Consider the following 20,886-nt stretch of genomic DNA (forward strand, 5'->3'; position numbering starts at 1 on the left):
CGGAACTAACACGTGTAACCCACTCTGGGGTGCACCCGTCTCATCACCGCCGCATCCGCCTCGCGGCCCCTCCGGCGCTCTGCCCCCGCACCACCCCCTGAGGAGTCGACATGCCTGTCTCCCCGTCCCGTCGCGCCGCGAGCGCCTGCACCACCGCACGGTCGCCCCGATGAGCGCCGGCGAGCTGATCCAGCCGAAGACCGCAGTGGACTCCGAACCCCGAGTGCGGGGCCTTCTGCTGCTTCTTCTGATTGCCAACTCCACGATGCTGGCGGTCTATATGGGGGCGGGCTCCGTGTTGCTGCCCACGCAGATCGCGTCGATCGACCCCGCTCACAAGGTGACCATCCTGGGGATCATCGGAGGCGTCAGCTCGATCTTCGCCACCGCGTTCAATCCGATAGCGGGCGCGCTGTCCGACCGCTCCGGCAAGCGGAATCCCTGGATCCTGGGTGGGGCATTCGTCTCGTTCGCAGGGCTGATCTTCCTCAGCACGGTGCGGACCGCGTTGCTGCTCGGTATCGGTTGGTGTCTGGTCCAGGCGACCATGAACACCTACCAGGCCGCGGTGACCGCCATAGTGCCCGACCGGGTGGCTCTGACCCGGCGTGGCACCGCCTCCGCACTCGTCGGCCTCGCTCTGCCCGTCGGCGGCACGTTGGGCGTCCTGATCGCCTCGCGCACGGCCGACAGCGTGAGCACCGGCTACCTGATCCTCGGCGTCATGGTGGCCTCGGCCGCCGCACTGCTGTCGTTCTTCGTCCGGGACCAGCCCAGACAGCAGACGGTGCCTGAGGTGTCCCGCCAGGCCAAGATCGCCGCATTCCTCTCGGCGCTGGCCAACCACGACTTCCGCTGGGCATTCATCGGACGGGCTCTGCTCGTGCTGGGCTACTTCTCCGTCGTCGGGTACCAGCTGTACATCCTGGACGACCACATCACCCTGCCGAAGGGCATGCAACCCACCGACGCCATGGCGATCCTGACACCGGCGTCCATGGTGGCGATGGCCGTCTCGACGATCGTCGGCGGGCTCCTGTCCGACCGCTGGAACCGGCGCAAGATGTTCGTCGGCGTATCGGCAGCCCTCGCCGGCCTCGTCACGGTGATTCCCGTCGTCAGTCCGACCTGGCCCGGGATGCTGGTGTTCAGCATCCTCAACGGCCTTGCCTTCGGCTGCTTCATGGCCGTGGACACCGCCCTCGTCACCATGGTGCTGCCGAAGGCCGAGGATGCGGCGAGAGACATGGGTGTCCTCAACATCGCCAACGCCGGACCCCAGATCATCGCCCCCTTCGTCGCCTCGGCCATCGTGACCACCATGGGGGGCTACGGCCCTCTCTTCCTGGCGGGCGGTGCCCTCTCGCTCCTGGGCGCCCTCGCGATCCTGCCGATCCGCGGCGTTCGCTGACCGACCTTCCGGACGACCGGCCCACGGCCGGGGTCCCCCACCACGCCGGCGGACGCATATCGAGGGTTCGTGCGTCCGCCGGTCCTCACCCCGACCCTCACGCCTCCAAGGAGCACCACGTGAGACGCAAGCGTGTTCTGCCGCTGGCCGCCCTGTTGTTGTGTGTACCTGCACTGGGTGCCACGACGCCCGCCGCGGCTTCGTCGCCGAGCGACACGAGCGGCCCGCTGCGCATCCTGCTCACCAATGACGACGGCTACAACGCACCCGGCATCCGCATCATGTTCGACCGTCTGACGGCCGCAGGGTACGACGTCACCATCGTCGCCCCGCTCACCAACCAGAGCGGAGCGGGAACGAGGATGATGAGCGCGAGCACCGTGACGGTCAAGCATCCGGAGCCCCGCGTGTGGGCCGTCGACGGTACGCCGGGCGACTCGGTGGCTTTCGGCCTCTCCGAGGTGTTCGCCGACCGGGCCCCCGACCTGGTGGTCTCCGGTACCAATTTCGGCCCGAACGTCGCGGGCCTGGCCACTCACTCGGGCACGGTGGGCGGAGCGATCGCCGCACTCGAGCAGGGCGTCCCCGCCATCGCAGTGAGCACCGGCGGCCTCTCCGCACCCGTGTACCAGCCCACGGTCAACGCCATGAAGCCGACCAGCGACTTCACCGTCCAGCTCATCGACCGGCTGCAGGACCGCGCGAAGTCCGGCCGGCTGCTGCCCGCGGGCATCGGTCTGAACGTCAACCACCCGGTGATCGGCAGGGACGGCACGGGAACCGCCCAGGGCACCGCCCTCACCACCCAGGACCCCCAGCCGTTCCTCAAGGCGGACTACACCGACAACGGCGACGGCACGTGGAAGGTGAACGTCAACGTCGCCTCACAGCCTGCCGAGAAGCGAGGCGACGTCGAAGCGCTGAGCGCCGACAAGATCTCTGTCACACCGATCTCACCCGACTGGAACTCCGGTCCGGTCGACTTCGCCAAGACGGCGGCGCTGCTGAGCGGCTTGCGGCCCTAGCCCAGTCGTCACACTCCCGTTGTCCGCCGAAGGGCGGGCCTCGCGGCGCCAGGCGCGTGCTCTCGGCGTACCGGGCCCACAGCCTCGTACTGGATGTGGTTGGGTCTGGGCCCGGTGCGGCGCGAGAGCGTGCAGGGCGTCGCGAGGCAGGCGGGAGATCGACGACAGGGCCCAGCACGCCCAGACAGCCGGGGCCGATCCGCAGGGTACCTGCGTCACCGCAGCCTCGTTGTCGCTCAAAGGCATCGGAGGCGGCTGTGTGGCTCTCCCTGACTCCCCGCCTTCGGGCGCAGCACCTCACAGCACAACAGCCAACACCCCTGCGGCGTCCCATGCCTTACGCATGGCGGAGACGACGAACGGGAGGGACAGCACCAACCCGAGGCAACGCACTCCACCCACGGAGGCTCCATGAGAAAACTGCGTGTCATCCGAACCACACCTCTGGCGGCCTGCCTGTTCACCCTGGCCGCTCTGTTGTGGTGTCTCCCGACCAGCTCCGCGGCAGCCCCCCGTCAGGCCACTCCCGCACGCCCCGAGGTCCGCGTCGACGAGGGACGGCTGCTGGGCCAGGTGCACGACCAGGCAGATGAATTCCTGGGAATTCCGTACGCCGCGCCCCCCGTGGGAGCGCTGCGCTTCCGTCCACCCCGACAGCCAAGCCCTTGGCGCGGAGAGCGAGACGCGACCCGCCAAGCGCCCGCATGCCGGCAGTTCTCCCCCTTCGGCCTGCGCGATCCGGAAGCCGTCAGCGAGGACTGCCTGTACCTCGACGTCTACCGACCCCGCGGGACCCGGCCCGGGCAAGCCCTTCCCGTCCTGTTCTGGATGCACGGAGGCGCATACAGCCAAGGCACCGGCACCCAGTTCGGCGGACGCACCCTGGCAAGCCTCACCGGCTCCGTGGTCGTCAGCGTCAACTACCGTCTCGGCCAGCTCGGTTACCTGACGCTGCCCGAACTCACCCACGACAACGCCTACGACTCCGGCTCCTTCGGGCTGATGGACCAGATCGCGGCCCTCCAGTGGACGCACGACAACATCGCGGCCTTCGGTGGCGCCCCCGAGGCGATCACCATCTCGGGTCAGTCGGCGGGGAGCGGCTCCGTGTGCGCCATGCTCGCCTCGCCTCGGACGAAGGGAATGTTCACCCGCGCCGTTCTACAGAGCGGCCCCTGCTCTCTGCTGCAGGCACCCCAACGGTCTCACTCCCAGCGCGACAGCGAGGAGTTCGCTACGGCGGCCGGCTGCCCCGCTGCACCGACGCGCGCGACCTGCCTGCGCTCGGCAACCGCGGAGTCTTTGATCGCGGCCGCCCGAACGCATCCGGTATCAGGCCCCGCTGTCGGCGACCACCTGCTACCCCGCCAGCCGTTCGACGCCATCACGGACGGCGACTGGAACAGAGTTCCGGTCCTGATCGGCAGCACACGTGCGGAAAGCCGATTCTTCGTCGCGCTCAGCACACCCCACCTGACTCCGGAGGAGTACACCGACACGATCAACAGGCAATACGGCACCGGAGCCGCCCAAGTACTCGAGCACTACCCCCTGTCCGACTACGACAGCCCGTACCTGGCGCTCTCGACCGTGCTGACAGACTCCACCTTCGCCTGCCACACCCACTGGACAGCGGGTGCTCTGGCACGCCAAGTGCCCACCTATGTCTACGAGTTCGATGATCCCCAGTCGCCGACGCTTTACGGCGCCCAAGTGCCAGGCGTCGACATGGCCAACGCGCACAGCGCGGAGCTGGCCTATCTGTTCGACTTCACCATGGCTGATCGCCCCTTGTCGAGCGGCCAAGTGAAGCTGGCCGACCGTATGAAACGCTACTGGGGCGCTTTCCTTCGCTCGGGTAACCCCAACGTTCGAGGCCAGACGCCTTGGCCAACCGGCGACTCCGGCTCCGTACTCGAGCTGGGTCCGGGCTCGGACCGTGTGTCCATGGCCTTCGCATCGCAACACCAGTGCGCGTTCTGGTCCTCCCTTCCCGCGCCGAGCCCCGCGTCTCCGGCCTGATCCGCCGGACAGGCGCTAATGTTCGGCGAGGGTGCCGGGTTCGATTGCCTGCTCTGTCCAGATGATCTTCCCGGTCCCTGTGAAGCGGCTCCCCCATCGGTCTGTGAGCTGGGCGACGAGGAACAGACCGCGGCCGCCCTCGTCCGTCTCCCGTGCGCGACGCAGCCGCGGCTGTGTACCGCCGGGGTCGGACACCTCGCAGACCAGGACCTGATCACGGATCAGCCGGAGGCCGATCGGGCCGCCCGCGTAGCGCACGGCATTGGTGACGAGTTCACTGACGACGAGCTCGGTGACAAAGCCGAGCTCGTCCAAGTGCCATTCACGGAGCTGCGCGACGGCCAGTTCACGCGCGTGTGCGACGACCGAGAGATCGGCGTCGAACTGCCACTCGGCGACCACACTTGGCGGGAGACGCCGGACACGTGCGAGGAGGAGCGCCGCGTCGTCGGCTGCCGGGCTTCGAAGCAGCTCGCCGAACACACCTTCGTTGATCTCACGGAGCGATCTGTCGGATCCACCGCCGGCGGAGAGGGACCGGCACAGCAGCTCCATTCCCTCGTCGATGTCACCATCGCGGCTCGCGAGAAGCCCGTCCGTGTACAGCGCCAGGACGGCACCGGCCGGAAGGGCGAACTCGAATTCGGTGAACGCCATTCCGCCCACTCCGAGAGGCGGCCCGGGAGCCACCTCCATGAGGCGCGCCTCCTCTCCGGGGAGCAGCACGGCGGGCGGCGGATGGCCGGCGGAAGCGACCGTGCACCTCTCACGCAGAGGGTCCTGGACGACGTACAGGCACGTCGCCCCGAGCACCGCCGGCTCCGATCCCGTGTCACTGTCCGCGTCCTGTTCGGCCGCGAACCCGAGGACGAGATCGTCCAGCCGTGTCAGCAACTCCTCCGGCTCGAGGTCGAGTTCCGCGAGCGTTTGAACGGCGGTGCGCAGACGCGCCATGGCGGCCGTCGCGCCCAGGCCGCGGCCGACCACGTCTCCCACAACGAACGCCACCCGGAGGGATGGCAGCGGAATGACGTCGAACCAGTCACCACCGACGCCCACCCCGCCACCCGCCGGCTGGTACGTGCCCACCGTTTCGGCCGCGGCGACACGCCCTATTGCCTGGGGCAGGAGGCTGCGCTGCAGCGCCACCGCCGAGCGATGTTCTTTGGTGTAGCGGCGGGCGTTGTCCACGCCCAGTGCCGCCCGCCCGGCGATCTCTCGCAGCAATGTGGCGTCATCGTCGCCGAAGGCGGTGGGCAGTCGGCTGCGCCAAGCCGTCAGACAGCCGAGGACCAAGCCGCGCGCGAACAGTGGGACGGCGACGGATGAGTGCGCTTCCTCGGGGATCAGCGAGCGCAGTTTCTCCTTGTCCACACGGAGGTCCGAGCGCAGCAGCGCGGTGTCAGGAACCACCACAGCGTTTCCGAGCATGAGCGGTCGCATCAGATCGCTGTCCGGCACGGCAGGTACCGCCTCACCGACCCGGACCAGGCTTTCCGCGGAGACTCCGGGGCTCTGTGCGGACGCGACGCGGCGAAGTCGCACATCGACGGCAGCGGCGAGCGGGGGCGGCTCGTCGCCGACGAGTACCCCCTCCGCCAGATCCACCGTCGCCAGGTCGGCGAAGGCAGGAACGAGGAGATCGGCGAGTGTCTTGGCCGTTTGGGCCACGTCCAGGGAAGCGCCGATGCTGGAAGCCGCCTCCCGCGCCAGTTCCTGCCGGGATCGTCGCTCTTCCTGGTCGGCGTCGGGGGCCGCTACGCGGGAGAGCATCACGAGCCAGCGCTCGGCATCGGCAGGCTCGGCACGGAGTTCCGTGACCAAGGGCAGCATCTCGCATCGCACGGGCCCGGCGCGTCCCACGACGACGACGTCGTCGCCACCGCGTCGCTCACGGCCGCGCGAGCGGTCAAGCACCAACGCTGCCAAGTCTGTGGCGGTCTGGCCCGGTACACAGTCGATGATCTCCGCAGCGGCCGGACTGCACGACACCACAACACCTTCGCGCGTCAGGACGACCGCCGCCTGGACGTCGACCAGGGCCGAGCGTCCTATCTGACCCGTGTCGCCTGATCCGCGCATGAGGCCTCGCATCCATGCACCGTCACTTCATTGTCCACCGCAGCGACCACGACCGCGATCGGGGCTCGTTCACACAGGTCGAGCACCTGACTGCACCTCGCGGGTGCGGACCTGCTCGCCTTTGGAAGCCCAACCACTATGTGACAGTGGCTGAGTCACAGCGAGCCGAGTGAGACGGCGGCACCGCACGCCTGAGTCCTCGTGGGGATGTCGTATCTGGTGCGTCACGGCTGTGGTGCCGGGCGGGCCTGTGCGTGGGTGCCGGGCCGGTACGTGGCGGAGGACGGAGCTCAATCCGGGAGGCCCTGATCGAGGCGGCCTATCGCAACGAGGTGGCCCGGCTGTGCGAGGCCGCCCCCGGCCTCCTGGCGGCCATGCCTCCCTCACCCTGGACGGGCTGAAGACCTCACTCTGGACGGACTGAAGGCCACGAGACCGCGGACCACCGAGAGCTGACGGCACGGCTCCGTACCCTTGGCGACCGCCTCCCCGCAGCCTTGTCGGTAACCTCAACCCCTTGGCTACACGGTCCGGTTGACGGGCCGCTCTCCACCATCCCGCTGGTGTGGCTGGGGCCAGACCCGGGCGATGAGGTCGTGCCGCTCGTCGTTCACCGCCGCGCCCCACCAGATCGCCGTCCGATCCCGTGCGGCGTCGTAGGGCAGAGGAACAGTGCGAAGGGTGGTGCCGACTCGTTCAGGGATGGCTCGGTCGGGCCGAACGTTCCAGCGGGCACCGTTCCAGGTGAGGGAGACCGCGGTCAGGGGCAGCACATCGAAATGCCAGAAGGCCGTCACCGGTGCGGACAGAGCGTGGAGGAGCGCGGCCCGGACAATGGCTGGTTCGGTGATGGCCAGCACGCGGCCCGCGTCGGGAGGCACGCTGGTCAGCCAATGTGCGGTTCGACGGCAGAGCCGGCGTACGGACTCGCCTCCGGGTGGCGCGGCATCCGGGTCGGTGAGCCACGCGGCGTACCTGTAAGGGTCCTCTGCGGCCACTTCGCCGACTGTGCGGCCACGCCACATCCCGTAGTCGAAGTCGCGCAGTGCGGACTCGGGTGTGGTCTCCAGCCCGAGAGCGTCAGCGGTCTGGGCGCAGCGGGCGGACGGTGCCCGGATGGCCAGCGAGTACGGAGGGAGTGTCGCGCCGTCGGCGGCTGCCTCACGCCGGCCGCGCTCACTGAGGGGACCGTCACCGAAAACTGCGTCCCTGGCGGTGTCCCCGGCTGTCGCGCACATGAATGTCAGGCGAACCGACATCGGCTGACCTCCTTCCTGGCCCGGCATGGTCATGTGATCCACGGTCCGGGACGCTGCCAGGCAAAACCATCCGGCAGATGTCCGAAACCACCCCCCGACCGGCGGGCGCGGGCCCCGCCGCCTGGCCGGAGCGGGAGCCGGAAACCCGCAGGCGTCTCGGCATCCCCCGGCCTGGCACGAATCGAACAGCGGCTCGACGAGGACTGGACCCTGCTTGATCGAGCGGGGCTCACAGCGCCGGACGTCATGCGCGGATCGCGGCGCCGGACGTCATCGAGCACACGCAGCGGATGTACGGGCGAGCCCTGTGCGGGACGAGCACCCACGTGGTTCTCGGCACCCCACACGCGCTTCCCAGCCCCCTGGAGCCTCGGATCCCCCGTGTGCGTGCCGCCAACAACTGGTGGACGTCGAAATCCACGAGCCATTCGGTCACGGCCCAGGCAGGATGCCCTCTGTGAACCATGTCCTGTGCGGGCTCGCCGCCAACGCGTCCCTGCCGTCCGAGCTGGTCGACAGGCTGATCGCGGTCGCGGACGCCGACATCGCCGTGGACCTCGCTGGTCGCGCGGACCTCAGCCAAGCGCAGGCGATCGCGTTGGCCAGGCGCGTTGAGGAGAGCGCTGTGCACCTTGCGTACGAAGGCCGGCTGACCGCCGCCGACGTCGATCCCGCTGCACAGCCGCAAGTCGCCCTCATCTTGCTCTGCGAGCGGGCCGGCAACCCGGAGTGGGCGCGCCCCCTTGCAGCGGATCCGCTCGTCGAGCGCCGGGAGAAGCTGGCTGCCTGCGCCGGCCTTCCGTCCGATGTGGTGGACAAGCTCGCCGCGGACTCGGACGTACGGGTCGTCGCGGAGCTCGCGTTGTGGACCACGCCGGAAGTAGCCGCCAGGCTGGCGGGGCATCCGCATGCCGAGGTCCGCCGCGCGGTGGCGGCCAACGAGGCGACGCCCCCAGCCGTACTGGCGGCACTGATCACCGGCGACGGGCTGCCTCCCGCGCAGCGCTGCCTGGTCTGCGACCGCGAAGTGACGCCCTTCGTGCACGAGCCGCAATGCCCCCGCCCCGACTGCGACCTGCTGCCCGGCGCCTCCTGCGACGGCTCCCACGAGTCCACCACGCACGACATGCAGCACGCGGCACTGCGAAACCCGGCCACACCCACCGAGGCCGTCATCGGTTTCGCCGACCATCCATCGATGCTGCTGCGCTGGGCGCTCGCCGCCCGTCCCGACCTGCCCTCAACGCTGTGTCGGCGGCTCGTCGCGGACCCCTCCCCCGGTGTCCGGGCCGAACTCGCCGAGAATCCCGCGATCGACGACGCCCTGATCCGCGCACTGGCCGACGACCGCGACCACGACGTGAGGCGCGGGCTCGCACACAACCCACAAGTGCCGCTCGACGTGCTCGCCCAGCTGGCCGGGGCCACCAAGATCGGCGCCACCTTGCTCCCACGGATCGCCGCCGCCACTCCCACCGAGATTGAGGAGCTGGCCCGGTCGACCAACCCGGCCGTACGCGTGCTGCTGGCCCAACGACGCGATCTGCCGGCCGAGATCCACGATGTGCTGGCCACCGACCCCGATGCGAAAGTCGTCAAGTCCATCGCTCCCCACCCGGGTCTCTCCGCAGCGCAGTTGCGCGCCATGGTCGACCGGCACGGAGTCCGGGTCGCCGCCAAGGTGGCCGCCAACCCGGACGCGACTCCGGCGCTGCTGGAGGACCTGGCCCGGCACGAACCACCGGTGCAGAAGGCGTTCCGCGAGATCGCCCGCCATCGCCATGCGACGGCCCCGGCACTGCTCGCCTGCTTGGCGGACAGACGGGCGAGGCCTCTGGCCGCTCGCCATCCCGCACTCCCGCCGTCGGTCATCGTGGAGCTGCTCACCGACGCCGACTGGCAGGTGAGAGAAGCGGCAGCCGCCAACCCGTCACTGCCACCTTCCGTGATGTCGGATCTGGTGCCCTAGCCGTCATTGCGCGGCCCGCCACCTCAGGCGCTCAGTCGCAGCTGTCCGGGGCGGCGGCGGTCGCTCACGCCGTCCCTGCGGTGCGCGCGAGGTGTAGGGAACAGGTCGCCCAAGATGGAGACAGGGGCCCGCAACCGAGCGTCCTCTGGGCGGGCCGAAGGTGAACCGGAGCAGATCGTGCTCGAGGGCTGCTTCTGGCAACAACCACCTGCCGTCTTGATCGTTAGCCGGGCATGATCCATGCGAAGAAGCTTGCATCCCTGCTCCTGGCCTGTGCCTTTCCCCTTCTCGCTGCCACGCCGGCGAGCGCTGCCGTGGACAGCCACTGCGGTGAGTACGTCTGTGTCCTGACCGCGCACCACAACCGGTTCGTCCAGGACATCACCGTAAGGACCAAGGACGGTCTGCCCGGGACGCTGCGTGCCTACTGGGGAAACTTCCACTCCCCCAAGGCCAACGCCGCGTCGCACAGGTGGACCGTGGGGTACGAGCAGGCGGGCGCGAAGCTCGTGTGCGGCGGCCTGGAGCGTGACGGCCGGACGATCGAGGACGGAATCTGCGTGACCATCTGAAACACGGCGCTCGCCCTGTGATCAGGCCACCTGGTCACTGGGCCGCTGATGGCGGGCCTGGGTCCGCACCCCGGCCCGCCGGTCACGTTCATGGTCGAGCGGATAACTCCTAGCTCTGAGCCCCGGCCGGCTGTACACACCGGCAGGCATTTCTGGCCCGCCCGGTGCGCAGCCGCTGCGCGACGAGCGCAAGGGCGCTGAAGGCTATGACGGCGCCGCTGTAGACGACCGAGGTTTCGTGCAGGCCCACGTTTGTGGCGGCGAACCCGGCGACCACGGCTGGGATGCTGAAGGCCAGGTAGGAGATGACGAACGCGACCGCGAACAGTTCGCCCCGCTCGGCCGGGCCGGCGATCCGGGCCAGCGTGCCGAAGCTGGCCAGGGCCGACCCGCCGAAGCCGACTCCGGCGATGGCGGTGCCGAGTGCGGCCATCGTCAGTGAGTTCGCCTGCATTCCGGTAAGGCCGACCGCCGTCCCGAGGAGCAGCAGGGTTGCTGAGAGGGCGAGGGTGCGCTGAGTGGGCCAGCCGCGCAACGCGAACGCCGTGATCGAAGCGGGTCCGCAGAGCAGGGTGACCACGAGCCCTCCGATGACGTGGCTGGACAGGCCGAACAGGTGGGCGGCCACTGACGGCCCGAGTGAGAGGTACAGACCGCCAAGGGCCCAGCTCGCCACCAGGATCGGTACGAGTGCGATCAGGTCCGTGCGCAGTCGTGGAGCAACACCCAGGCGAGGTCGCAGCGACCGTACGGCACCGGGGCGGCGCTGCGCCGTCTCGGGCAGCAGGGCGACGAGCAGAGCGGCGAGGACGAGACCCGCGAGCAACAGCGCGTACACCAACCGGGTCGGCTGTGGCCCGTACTGCGCCAGGACGCCGCAGCCCAAGGCACCCAGACCCAGTCCGAACGCCGGGGCCGCACCGGTGACGACGCCGGCACGATGCGGTGCGTGGGGCGGGTTGAGATCGACCAGGGTCGCACCGAGTGTCGTCATGGCAGCGCCGGTGGCGATGCCCTGCACAAAGCGGGCCAGCAGAAGGATCGAGACGTCGTTGGCGACGATGAACAGCGCCATCGCCACCGCTTCAAGGGCAATGGCCGAGGCCAGGACTGGTCGACGGCCGATGTGATCGGACAACGCCCCGAGCACGAGGAGCGCCGCGATCATACCGACGACGTACACCGCGAAGACGGTGGTCAGGGTGATCGCCGAGAAGCTCCATTCGTGCTGGTAGATCACGTAGAGCGGCGACGGCGCGCTCGACGCGGCCATGAACAGGACGAAGACGGCCGCGATGGAGGCGAAGGCCACCGGCCGGCTCAGCCCGCGCCGGACGACACCGCCCGATGAGCCATCGGGGGCCGAGGCCGAGGGTGCCTTCTTGTCATGCACGGGTGCGTCAGACATGCGCCTCTCCGAATGCAGTGATCATTGCGTTAGTCATGATGGCCCTAACGCAATGATGAGTGCGATAATTTCCGCATGACCGAAGCAAAAGTTCAGGCCCGTCCCGGCGGCCGCTCCGCGCGGGTGCGGGCGGCCGTTCACCGCGCGGTCGGGGAGCTGCTCGCCGATGAAGCTGCCGAGGCGCTGACCATCCCTGCCATCGCAGCGCGCGCCGGCGTGCACGCGACCACGGTCTACCGGCGCTGGGGTTCTGTGGCGCAGCTGCTGGCCGATGTCGCCACCAGCCGGTTCAGTGGCGACGTCGTCGTGCCGGACACGGGCTCTCTCGTGGGTGACCTGGAGCGGTGGATGAGCGATGTGGCCACCGACCTTGCCGACCCCGACGTTCTCGCCCTGATGCGGGCCACGATCGGCTCGGGTCCGGAAGGCGGTAGCGCCTGCATAACTGACCGGCACGCCCAACTCGGCGCGATCATCGAGCGGGAGCGAGCTCGAGGAGGCAAGGTGCCCAGCGTGGAGCGGGCCATCGACGCACTGCTCGGTCCGCTGTACTACCGCGCCGTCTTCGGCGGGGAGGCCGCGTCCAGCGAGTGGGCCCGAGGTCTGGTGGCGACGTTGATGGGGATCTGCGATCTTCCCCAGTGATACTCGTTCGCCCCACTGGGCGGTTCATTCGGTCTTGTGGGCCTGGAGAGCGAAGTGCGCGTTGCACGGACACAGTGCCGCGACGCGGCTGCCTGTCGGCGGAAGATCCCATCCCAGGACCGGACGCGGTCACTCACTCCCCCGGCGCCCTGCCGCGTGGCTCGGCCGTGCCGTCGGCCGGTGGTGAGGGCGGCAGGCCGGTGAAGGCACGCAGGGCCAGCTCGATCCTGATTTCCTCGTTGTCCAGGACCAACTGCAGGCGGCGCAGGACGATGTCGTCAATGACGCGCTGGTCGCGCAGGCGGATCAGGGCGCCGCGTTTGACGCCGATCAGGGTGCGGCGCAGTTCGAGCCCGGCCCGCACGCCGGGCCCGGTCTCGGGCGCTCCCGCGTCCTCGGTTGCGTACTGGCGCAGTTCGCCCAGGATCGCGTCGGTGGTCTCCGGCGGCGTACCCAAGCGGTCTGCGTAGTCGGGAAGGACTTCCAGCGCGGCATCGACGATGTGGCGACGGGCGCGGCGTTCCTCGGTGGTCTCGTCGGGATCGCCGCGCAGTCCGGCCCAGCGGATCACCGCGGGCATGGTCGTGCCCTGGACGACCAGCGTGACCAGGATGACGGCCACGGCGGTGAACACCAGCAGGCCGTGTCCTTCGAGCGGCCGGCCCGCGGCCGTGGTGGCCGGGACACCGAGGGCGGCCGCCAGCGACACGGCCCCGCGCACCCCGCTCCAGGCGACGGGGAACCTTTCCCGGGCGCCGGAGCGCAGCGTGCGCTGGACCGGGCGCCGGTCGACGGCGCGGAGGAGGTAGGGCACCGAGTACAGCCACAGCAGGCGAGTGGCGATCACCACGCCGCCGACCAGCAACGCGGTGACCACGGCGTGTCCCAGGGAGACGGAGCTGATCGAGCCCACGATGGCGGGTGTCTGGATGCCCACCAGGACGAACAGGGCGCTGTTGAGGATGAAGGTGCTCACCTCCCAGAAGCCGGTGATCTGCACTCTGGCGCCCGCGCTGATCACCTTGGGGCCTGCCTGGCTGAGGATGAGACCGCAGGTGACCACCGCCAGGACGCCGGAGACGCCCAGGACTTGCGCGGGCAGGTAGGTGGCGAACGGGGTGAGCACGGCCAGGGCGCTCTCCAGCACGCGGTCACGCAACCGCCTGCGCAGTGCCACCACGACGGCGGCGCAGGCGGCGCCGATCGCGACACCGCCCGCGTAGGCCAGCAGGAAGCGTGCGGCGGTGCCCGACCAGGTGAGGGCATGTCCCTGAACGGCGGCTCCGACGACCACCGCGTACAGGGCAAGTGCGGTGCCGTCGTTGATCAGGCTCTCCGCCCGGAGGATGGTCTGGATCCGGCGGGGCAGGAGCCGGGCGACCGCCCCCACAGCGATGGCGTCAGTGGGGGCGACGACGGCGCCCAGGACGAAGGCGAGCGGCCAGGAGAGGCCCAGCGCGTGCCCCACCCCGGCCACGGCGCCGGCGGTGGCCAGCACCAGGCCCGTCGCGAGCAGCACGATGCCGCGCAGATTCGTCCGGATCTCGCGGAGCGAGGTGGTCAGCGACTCCCAGTAGAGCAAGGGTGGCAGGAAGAGCAGCAGCACGACCGGGGGCGGCAGGACCAGCGCGCGGAACTCGGGGGTGAGACCGATCAGGCAGCCACCCGCCACCAGCAGGACCGGCTCGTTCCAGCGCAGGCGGCGGGCCAGCCACGTCATGGCCAGCACGGCCGCGAGAACGACCACGGTGACTTCCAGGCCCCGCATTCGGCACCGCCTTCCCGATGGGGCACTTCCCGATGGGGGCCTTCCCGATGGGGGCCTTCCCGGTGGGGCAGGCACCCCATTCCCTGGTGGTTCAGCCCTGGGCGAGTTCGGCCAGGGCGTCGAGACGGGTGGGCGTCCAGCCGAGCTCGCGGCGCGCCCGGGCGCCGCTGAACTGCTGGTCGAGGGCGAATGCCTCGGCGATCGGGCCCATCCGCTGCATGGCCTCCTCGAGGGTCAGCGACTCGATCCGGTCCGGGCATCCGGCGGCGTGGCTGAGGGCGCGGGTGATGTCGGCCAGCGGGAGGTTCTGGCCGCTGACACCGGCGTAAGCGGAACCGGCCGGGGCGTTCAGGGCCAGGACGTACAGCTCGGCGATGTCGTCGACGTGGACCAGCGCCCAGTGGTTGCAGCCGTCCCCGATGCTGGGCACGGCACCTGAGGTGCGCCCCGGCTCGACGAAGAACGACTGCGCCAGTCCGCCGGAGCGGCCGTAGACCAGCCCTGGCATCACCACCACCGGGTGCTCTCCGGTGGCGGCCCGGACGAGCACCCGCTTCTCGTTCTCCAGCCGCCAAGCGGTGATGCGCGGCGGGCTCAGCGGGGCGTCCTCGTCGACGACCCCGTCGGTGTCGCCGTACACCCACACCCCGCCCGTGTGCACATAGGGGCCGGTTCCCACGCCGTCCTGCAGTGCCTCCGCCGCTGCGCCGTCGACGTCCGCGGTGCCCTCGGCGTAGTCCACCCCGAGGTGGATGACCCCGTCGGCCCGGCGGGCCGCCTCACGGAGGACAGCGGTGTCGGTGAGCGCTCCCGTAACCGGGGTGGCGCCAAGGTCCGACACGGTGCGCGCCGCGTGCTCGCTGCGCGCCAGCGCCGTCACGCCGATGCCGTGCCCGGTCAGTGCCCGGATGGTGGAACGGCCGATGTAGCCGGAGCCGCCTGTGATGAAGATCTGCATCGCTCTCACGGTCCTTGTCGAGGGCGGCGGGGGATTCCGCCGCTCCTCCACCCTGGCCGCGTGCCGCGGCCCGCGTCCAAGACCTCTTCCGTCAGCGGTGATGTCCCCAGGGCATCAGTGCTGGGCAGCGGCGATGTCGGCGAACTCCGGGAGCAGCGGGGAGCGGCGGCCGGCGCTCCAGGCAAGGCAGACCTCGCCCGGGCCGATGTCGTCGATGGGCACATGCGCGACATCGGTATGGGTGTAATAGGCCGCGGTGGACAGCGGAAGGACGAGGACGCCCCCGGACGTCGCGACGTGTTCCAGCTTCTCCTCGACGGTGGCGAACGAGGGCCGCGGCCCGGCCGCCTCGCCGCCGGTCCGCTCGGGGAGGTCACGCCACTCGGGGACGGCGTCGGGGTCCTGCAGCAGCCGCTCGGGGGCCAGATCCGCGATAACGATGGACTCCTTGCCCGCCAGCCGGTGGTCCGCCGGCACTACGGCGACGCGGGGCTCCCGGAAGAGCGGGCGCAACTCCAGGCCTCGATGGTCGACGGGCAGCCGTACGAAGCTCACGTCGAGCAGACCCTCGTGCACCCCTTGGACCTGGTCGCCCCAAGACGTGCGCATCACCTGCACGCTCAGCTCAGGATGCCTGGTGGAGAAGGCGCGCACCGCGCCGGTCACGGTGATTCCGGGCATGAAGCCGACCGTGAACGCCGAAGATCCGTGGGCGGCCTGCTGGACCCGGCGCCGCAGGGCTTGCGCGGTGGCCAGCAGGGGGCGCCCGTCCTCCAGCAGTTGACGGCCGGCGGCCGTCAACTCAGTGGTCTGCTTGTTCCTGGTGAACAACTGCGCGCCCAGCTCCTGCTCAAGCGCGCGGATCTGCCGGGACAGCACCGGTTGCGTGATGTGCAGCCGCTCGGCGGCCCGGCCGAAGTGCAACTCCTCGGCCACAGCCACGAAGTAGCGCATCTTGCGCAGATCGACATCCACGACATCTCCCACCGTGCCCACGCCACGCTCCAGCCTAGTTCCTCCGGACCGTGTGAGGACGCGGGTTCTCAGGAGCGCGAAGGACCCTCGGCCGTACGTTCTTGTCCTGGGGAGCTGCTCGACTCTGCAGACATGTCACCGTGTCGAGGCGTGCACCGCTCCGGCGCTGGCGGCCACTACCAGGGCGATGGCGCCGATGTCCGTGCCGGTGAGGGTCTGGTCCAGGACCAGGTAGCCGGCCAGAGCGGCAACCGCGGGAGCCACGCTCATCAGGATGGCGAATACGGCAGGGGCCAGCCTGCGCAGTGCCAGCAGCTCGCACGTGTAGGGCAGGGCAGAGGACAGCACCGCCACCGCTGCCCCCAGAGCGAGTGTGACCGGGTTGAGCAGCCTGCTCCCGGCGTCGGCGACGCCTGCGGGCAGGCTGAGCACGGCCGCAGCGCACATGGCCAGGGCCAAGCCGTCCGTCCTGGGAAAGCGGCTGCCGGCGCGGGCGGACAGGAGGATGTAGGCGGCCCACAGGGCCCCGGCTCCCAAGGCGAAACCGACGCCGACCCCGTCCAGCCGGTCGAATCCGCCGCGGCCCAGCAGCGCCACTCCGACCAAAGCCGCGGCCGCCCACAGCCAGCCCGCGGCGCGCCGGACGGTGACGACGGACAGCAGCAGCGGACCGAGGACTTCGAGCGTGACCGCGGCGCCCAGCGGAAGGCGGTCGATCGCCTGGTAGAAGAGGGTGTTCATACCAGCCAGCGCAGCGCCGAACGCGGCGATGAGCGCCCAGTCCGCCCGCCGGTGGCCGCGTATCCGTGGCCGGCACGCCACCAGGAGCACGACGGCGGAGACGACGAGGCGCAGTGCCACGATGCCCAACGCCCCAGCCCGGGAAAACAGCGACGTGGCCACCGCGGCCCCGAACTCCTGGGAAACCATCGCACCCACGACCAGGCCCGTCCCTGGCACCGGGCCGCTCGCCCGGTGGCCAGGAGCCCCACCCTTGGGAAGCGCGGCACCGGCAGAGTTATGGGTGGCGGCGTGCACATCGGTCATGGCTTCGACGCTACGGACGGCCTGTCGACGTGTGAAATGCCGATTCACCAGTGGTTATGCTTGGCGGGTATGACTGTGGAGCTGAGACACCTGCGGGCCTTCCTCGCCATCGCGGACGAAGGCACCATCACCCGCGCCGCCGCGCGTCTGCACACCAGCCAGCCCGCGCTCTCCCGCACCCTGAGGGCGTTGGAGGACCACTTGGGCGTGCGGCTCATCGACCGCTCCACCCACCACCTGCGCCTGACCGACGCCGGGAAGACGTTCCGCGCGCGGGCAGCCACCGCCGTGGCCGCCGTCGACGCCGCCCTCGACCCCCACCGCTCAGGCACCTGGCCTCTGCGGGTGGGACACGCCTGGTCCGCCCTCGGCCACCACACCACCACCGTGCTGCGCCACTGGCAGCAAACCCACCCCCAGATGCCCCTGGAACTGCTGCGCATCGACGACCGCACCGCCGGCCTGACCACCGGCCGTGTCGACGCCGCCCTGCTGCGCGGCCCGCTGGACCTCCCCGGCGCGCGCAGCACCCTCCTGTTCCACGAGCCACGCATCGCTGCTGTCTCCGCGGACAGCGCTCTGGCCGCGAGGACGGAACTGGCCCTGGCTGACCTGACCGACCAGACGGTGGTACTCAACACCGTCTCCGGCACCACCACGCTCACCCTGTGGCCCGAAGCCTCCCGGCCGACCGCCGTGCTTGAGGTAGGCAATACCGACGACTGGCTGGCCGCCATCGCCGCGGGCCGCGGCGTGGGCGTCACCCCCGCCGCAACCGCCGACATGCACCCCTACCCCGGCGTCACCTACAGCCCCCTCACCGACGCGCCCACGCTCCCGCTGCACCTGGCGTGGAACGACCCTCCCAGCCACCCTGCCGTCGCAGATCTGGCCGCCTGTATCCGGGAGATCATCAGCCCACCCGGCAGGCACCCCGACGCAAAGTAGGCCCATGCTCGGACACCGCGATGTCGGGGCAGACGTGAGAACAGGTGCGGGGAACCACAGAACAAGCAGTTTCGGCCAGGGCGGCAACAGCCGGCCGGCCAGGCGCTGTCCGACCTCGTGTACATCGACCCCTTCCGAACCGAGTGCTCCCACACTCGTCAACAGCCGTTGTCGTGACGTGACATGCGGCCACGGAGACTCCGCAAAAACCCGTTGGCGGACGAGGGCGACCACTGTTAAGTTTCCGGAGGCCGTGCGAGAGATCGAGGAGGTGGTACCCGTGAACGCAGTATCGACATGGGTGCTCCCCTCCGGGGTCGCGGTCGGGCGATAGGCAGGTCGTCCGGGAGCGCCGTTCCAGTGCACTCCCGAAAGGCACGATCATGCATTTCACTTCCGAGCAGCGCCTCGACGACGGCGTCCTCGAACGCGAATTCACCCTCGGTGAGATCCCCGGCATCCTCTGGACACCCGCATCCGCATCCGCACCTGTGCCACTGATCCTGCTCGGCCACCCTCCCCTCGGGCTGCGCAAGATGTACCCCCGACTGGTGGCCCGGGCCCGGCACTCCGCGGCGGAGGGCTTCGCCACGGCCACCATCGAGCTCCCCGGAAGCGGCGACCGGCCCCGTTGGCCCGCCGCCGAGCAGGCCCGCGCCGACCTGCGCCGGGCGATGGAGGCCGGCGGGCCGGTCAGCGACGAGGTCGTCGACGCCCTCGTCCTCCCGCTGGTCGACAAGGCGGTCCCGGAATGGCAGGCCGCCCTGGACGCCCTCCTCTCGCTGCCCGAGATCGGCGGCCCGGTCGGGTACTCGGGGGGAGTGATCTCCATCGGCATCCGGCTGGCGGTCGTCGAGCCTCGCGTCTCGGCCGCCGTTCTGTTCGCCGGGAGTTTCGTGCCTCGCGCCCTGTTCGAGGAGGCCCGGCAGGCCACCATTCCCCTGCACGTCCTGCTGCAGTGGGACGACGAAGGGAACGACCGGCAGGCGGCCCTGGACCTGTTCGACGCCTTCGGCTCCAAGGAGAAGTCCCTGCACGCCCATCTCGGCGGGCACGCCGGCGTCCCGCAGTTCGCGGGGGACGCCGCGGCCCAGTTCTTCACCCGACATCTGAAGTGACACCGGGCCGTCGGACCGGCAGCAGACGGTAGCTGATGTCGGCCGACATGCCGCTCATCAAGGACATGTCCCGGCCCTCCGCAGCTCTCTACGCCGTGGGCCCCTGCTGAACTCTCGGCAGGGGCCCGTGCTGCCTGAAGTCATGAACTGTTCGTTTTCTGCAGAGCTTCGAGTGCTGCCCGAACTCGTGGTCAGGTGCTGCCGGTTCTCGGGTTCTGGCTCAACTTCTGTGTAGGTGCCCTCAGGAATTACCGGCGCCGACCGGCCTGTCTCACTCCACCTGAGCAGCGAACTCCCCGCAGGTTATGCGTCATCGCCGCGTTGGTGAGCGGCCCCGAGGCGTCTGAGGGCTTCCAGTTCGGTTCGAGGGAAGTGCTCGCCCCATTTGCTGCGGTATCCGCTCTCGCCATAGGTCCGCGCCACCTCCTCGAAGCAGCGGATCACGGCTCGGGCCACCGCGTCGACGTGGAGCTGGCTCGTCCAGATCTCTGTGCCCTTGTTGTCGTGGTCGCTGCCGTCCTCCAGTTCCAGGATGCGGATCCAGACGTCGTCGTCTTGGCGGTAGAAGATCCACCGGTAGGCGGTCGGTTCGGCCTCGAACTGCGCTCGGGTCTCCGACTCGCCCGCGACGAGGCGGCTCACCGCAGTCAGGAGATCCTCTGGGGCACTGGTGATGTAGGACGCGGTGAGGTCGGCCTTCGCCCGGCGGTCCTCAACGGTGCAGTCGGCCCACCCATGTCCGTCCAAGGTCCAGGTCATCCGCATGTCGCTGTCGTCTGGTGAGGTCATAGGGGGAACGTAGGCCGGCATCGCGGCCGTCGCATCGCGATTCTCCCGGGCAGAGAGACAGAGCAGCAGGTGGCCAAAGGGGCTGAGACACGCGACCAGTTGTCGCAACGGCCTCTCGGGCGCGGCGGTGAGTAGGGATACTCACGACGGGGCGAGGGTGGCTCCTGTCGTGAGCTTGGCCTTGGAACGGGGGACGCGGAGGTGCGGGAGCGATGCATGGGAAAGGGTGCCGTCAGTGCGTCCGGACAGAGCGGGTCCGGGCAGCGCGGCAGGGGTGCCGTGATGGCGGCCATGGTCGTCCTCGCGACGATTTCGCTCGGCGCCTGCGGCACGGAGGTAGCGGCGACAGGGGCGGCCGGCGGGACCACGCCCCATGCGACCGGTACCGCCCCGAGCCCCTCCGTGAGGTCTCCCTACGTGGAGCCGGGGGCTGGTGACGGGGCCCCTCACTACCGCGAGAACAACGGCTTCCGGATCTCGGGCGACATGTCAGCCGCGAGCGCCAAGGACGCCCAGCGGGAGGCCGACCGCATCGAGCCGGTGCTCAAGCGGCTGTGGCAGCAAAGGATGTGGGACCCGAAGACCGTCCGCGCTGCGATGCTGAAGCTCGGTTACCCGGAGGAGCGTTTCGACGCCAAGGGGAACCTGCTCGGCGGGACACTGCGGGTCGAGCCGATGGACTCGCGCTACGAGAACGGCCGGGAGGTCCGGCCCGAGGGCGCGCTGGTGGGCCTGCGCGTCCATGACGACGCCTGCGTCACCGCGTTCGTGCAGAAGACCAACTTCCAGGTGTCGACCAACGGACCCTACCCGGAGACCGGTTGCTTCGAGCCACCGGCGGGTCACTGAGAGCCGACGGCGGTTTCCTCGCAGCCTCTTGGCCGGCCACA

General features: G+C 69.9%; 17 protein-coding genes. 9 read left to right on the forward strand and 8 right to left on the reverse strand.

Features of this window, described 5'->3' with window-relative positions:
* The first annotated feature begins 169 nt into the window (after positions 1-169).
* The 3 genes from ACFVXA_RS28480 (at position 170) to ACFVXA_RS28490 (ending at position 4,458) form a co-directional block, all read left to right on the forward strand.
* Positions 170-1,411, forward strand: coding sequence for an MFS transporter (locus ACFVXA_RS28480; protein ID WP_390027377.1), 1,242 nt, complete (start codon positions 170-172; stop codon positions 1,409-1,411).
* Positions 1,412-1,530: 119 nt separating this feature from the next.
* Positions 1,531-2,436, forward strand: a complete 906-nt coding sequence (gene surE / locus ACFVXA_RS28485) for a 5'/3'-nucleotidase SurE (RefSeq protein WP_362022785.1) — start codon at positions 1,531-1,533, stop codon at positions 2,434-2,436.
* A 411-nt stretch (positions 2,437-2,847) separates the two neighbouring features.
* Entirely contained in the window at positions 2,848-4,458 is a 1,611-nt protein-coding gene (locus ACFVXA_RS28490) for a carboxylesterase/lipase family protein (RefSeq protein ID WP_390027381.1), read from the forward strand.
* 15 nt (positions 4,459-4,473) lie between these two features.
* On the opposite strand, the gene ACFVXA_RS28495 is transcribed toward ACFVXA_RS28490, so the two are convergent.
* Positions 4,474-6,540 (reverse strand): SpoIIE family protein phosphatase, encoded by a 2,067-nt coding sequence (locus ACFVXA_RS28495; protein ID WP_390027384.1) that lies wholly within the window; start codon positions 6,538-6,540, stop codon positions 4,474-4,476.
* A gap of 521 nt (positions 6,541-7,061) precedes the next feature.
* Positions 7,062-7,799 (reverse strand): histidine phosphatase family protein, encoded by a 738-nt coding sequence (locus ACFVXA_RS28500; protein ID WP_362022777.1) that lies wholly within the window; start codon positions 7,797-7,799, stop codon positions 7,062-7,064.
* Between the two features lie 457 nt (positions 7,800-8,256).
* On the opposite strand from ACFVXA_RS28500, the gene ACFVXA_RS28505 reads away from it, so the two are divergent.
* Together ACFVXA_RS28505 and ACFVXA_RS28510 are read left to right on the forward strand one after the other, a co-directional pair.
* A complete protein-coding gene (locus tag ACFVXA_RS28505; protein ID WP_390027387.1) occupies positions 8,257-9,768 on the forward strand; it encodes a hypothetical protein in 1,512 nt (503 codons plus the stop codon).
* Positions 9,769-10,001: 233 nt separating this feature from the next.
* Positions 10,002-10,340 (forward strand): hypothetical protein, encoded by a 339-nt coding sequence (locus tag ACFVXA_RS28510; RefSeq protein WP_362022772.1) that lies wholly within the window; start codon positions 10,002-10,004, stop codon positions 10,338-10,340.
* A 109-nt stretch (positions 10,341-10,449) separates the two neighbouring features.
* Here ACFVXA_RS28510 and ACFVXA_RS28515 read toward each other — a convergent pair whose 3' ends face one another.
* Positions 10,450-11,748, reverse strand: a complete 1,299-nt coding sequence (locus ACFVXA_RS28515; protein ID WP_390027389.1) for an MFS transporter — start codon at positions 11,746-11,748, stop codon at positions 10,450-10,452.
* A gap of 75 nt (positions 11,749-11,823) precedes the next feature.
* Between ACFVXA_RS28515 and ACFVXA_RS28520 the strand changes: the two genes are divergently transcribed.
* Positions 11,824-12,393, forward strand: coding sequence for a TetR/AcrR family transcriptional regulator (locus ACFVXA_RS28520; protein ID WP_383901420.1), 570 nt, complete (start codon positions 11,824-11,826; stop codon positions 12,391-12,393).
* A 133-nt stretch (positions 12,394-12,526) separates the two neighbouring features.
* Here the strand turns inward: ACFVXA_RS28520 and ACFVXA_RS28525 are convergent, their stop codons facing one another.
* From ACFVXA_RS28525 to ACFVXA_RS28540, 4 genes are all read right to left on the reverse strand, one after another.
* Positions 12,527-14,161, reverse strand: a complete 1,635-nt coding sequence (locus tag ACFVXA_RS28525) for a Na+/H+ antiporter (protein ID WP_362022763.1) — start codon at positions 14,159-14,161, stop codon at positions 12,527-12,529.
* Between the two features lie 91 nt (positions 14,162-14,252).
* A complete protein-coding gene (locus ACFVXA_RS28530; RefSeq protein ID WP_390027392.1) occupies positions 14,253-15,119 on the reverse strand; it encodes an NAD-dependent epimerase/dehydratase family protein in 867 nt (288 codons plus the stop codon).
* Between the two features lie 114 nt (positions 15,120-15,233).
* Positions 15,234-16,115 carry a LysR family transcriptional regulator gene (locus ACFVXA_RS28535; RefSeq protein ID WP_383736917.1) on the reverse strand — a complete coding sequence of 294 codons (882 nt, stop codon included), beginning with the start codon at positions 16,113-16,115 and terminating at the stop codon, positions 15,234-15,236.
* A 114-nt stretch (positions 16,116-16,229) separates the two neighbouring features.
* Positions 16,230-17,141 (reverse strand): DMT family transporter, encoded by a 912-nt coding sequence (locus ACFVXA_RS28540; protein ID WP_390027396.1) that lies wholly within the window; start codon positions 17,139-17,141, stop codon positions 16,230-16,232.
* 69 nt (positions 17,142-17,210) lie between these two features.
* Between ACFVXA_RS28540 and ACFVXA_RS28545 the strand changes: the two genes are divergently transcribed.
* The gene (locus ACFVXA_RS28545; RefSeq protein WP_384021092.1) at positions 17,211-18,089 is read left to right on the forward strand and encodes a LysR family transcriptional regulator; all 879 of its coding nucleotides are present in this window, start codon (positions 17,211-17,213) and stop codon (positions 18,087-18,089) included.
* Between the two features lie 383 nt (positions 18,090-18,472).
* Positions 18,473-19,207 carry a dienelactone hydrolase family protein gene (locus ACFVXA_RS28550; protein WP_383901406.1) on the forward strand — a complete coding sequence of 245 codons (735 nt, stop codon included), beginning with the start codon at positions 18,473-18,475 and terminating at the stop codon, positions 19,205-19,207.
* Positions 19,208-19,510: 303 nt separating this feature from the next.
* Here ACFVXA_RS28550 and ACFVXA_RS28555 read toward each other — a convergent pair whose 3' ends face one another.
* Positions 19,511-19,996 carry a hypothetical protein gene (locus ACFVXA_RS28555; RefSeq protein WP_383901403.1) on the reverse strand — a complete coding sequence of 162 codons (486 nt, stop codon included), beginning with the start codon at positions 19,994-19,996 and terminating at the stop codon, positions 19,511-19,513.
* Positions 19,997-20,212: 216 nt separating this feature from the next.
* On the opposite strand from ACFVXA_RS28555, the gene ACFVXA_RS28560 reads away from it, so the two are divergent.
* Positions 20,213-20,845 (forward strand): hypothetical protein, encoded by a 633-nt coding sequence (locus ACFVXA_RS28560; RefSeq protein ID WP_383901400.1) that lies wholly within the window; start codon positions 20,213-20,215, stop codon positions 20,843-20,845.
* The last annotated feature ends 41 nt before the right edge of the window (positions 20,846-20,886 follow it).

The organism is Streptomyces sp. NPDC058246, assembly GCF_042881985.1.
Lineage (GTDB): Bacteria > Actinomycetota > Actinomycetes > Streptomycetales > Streptomycetaceae > Streptomyces.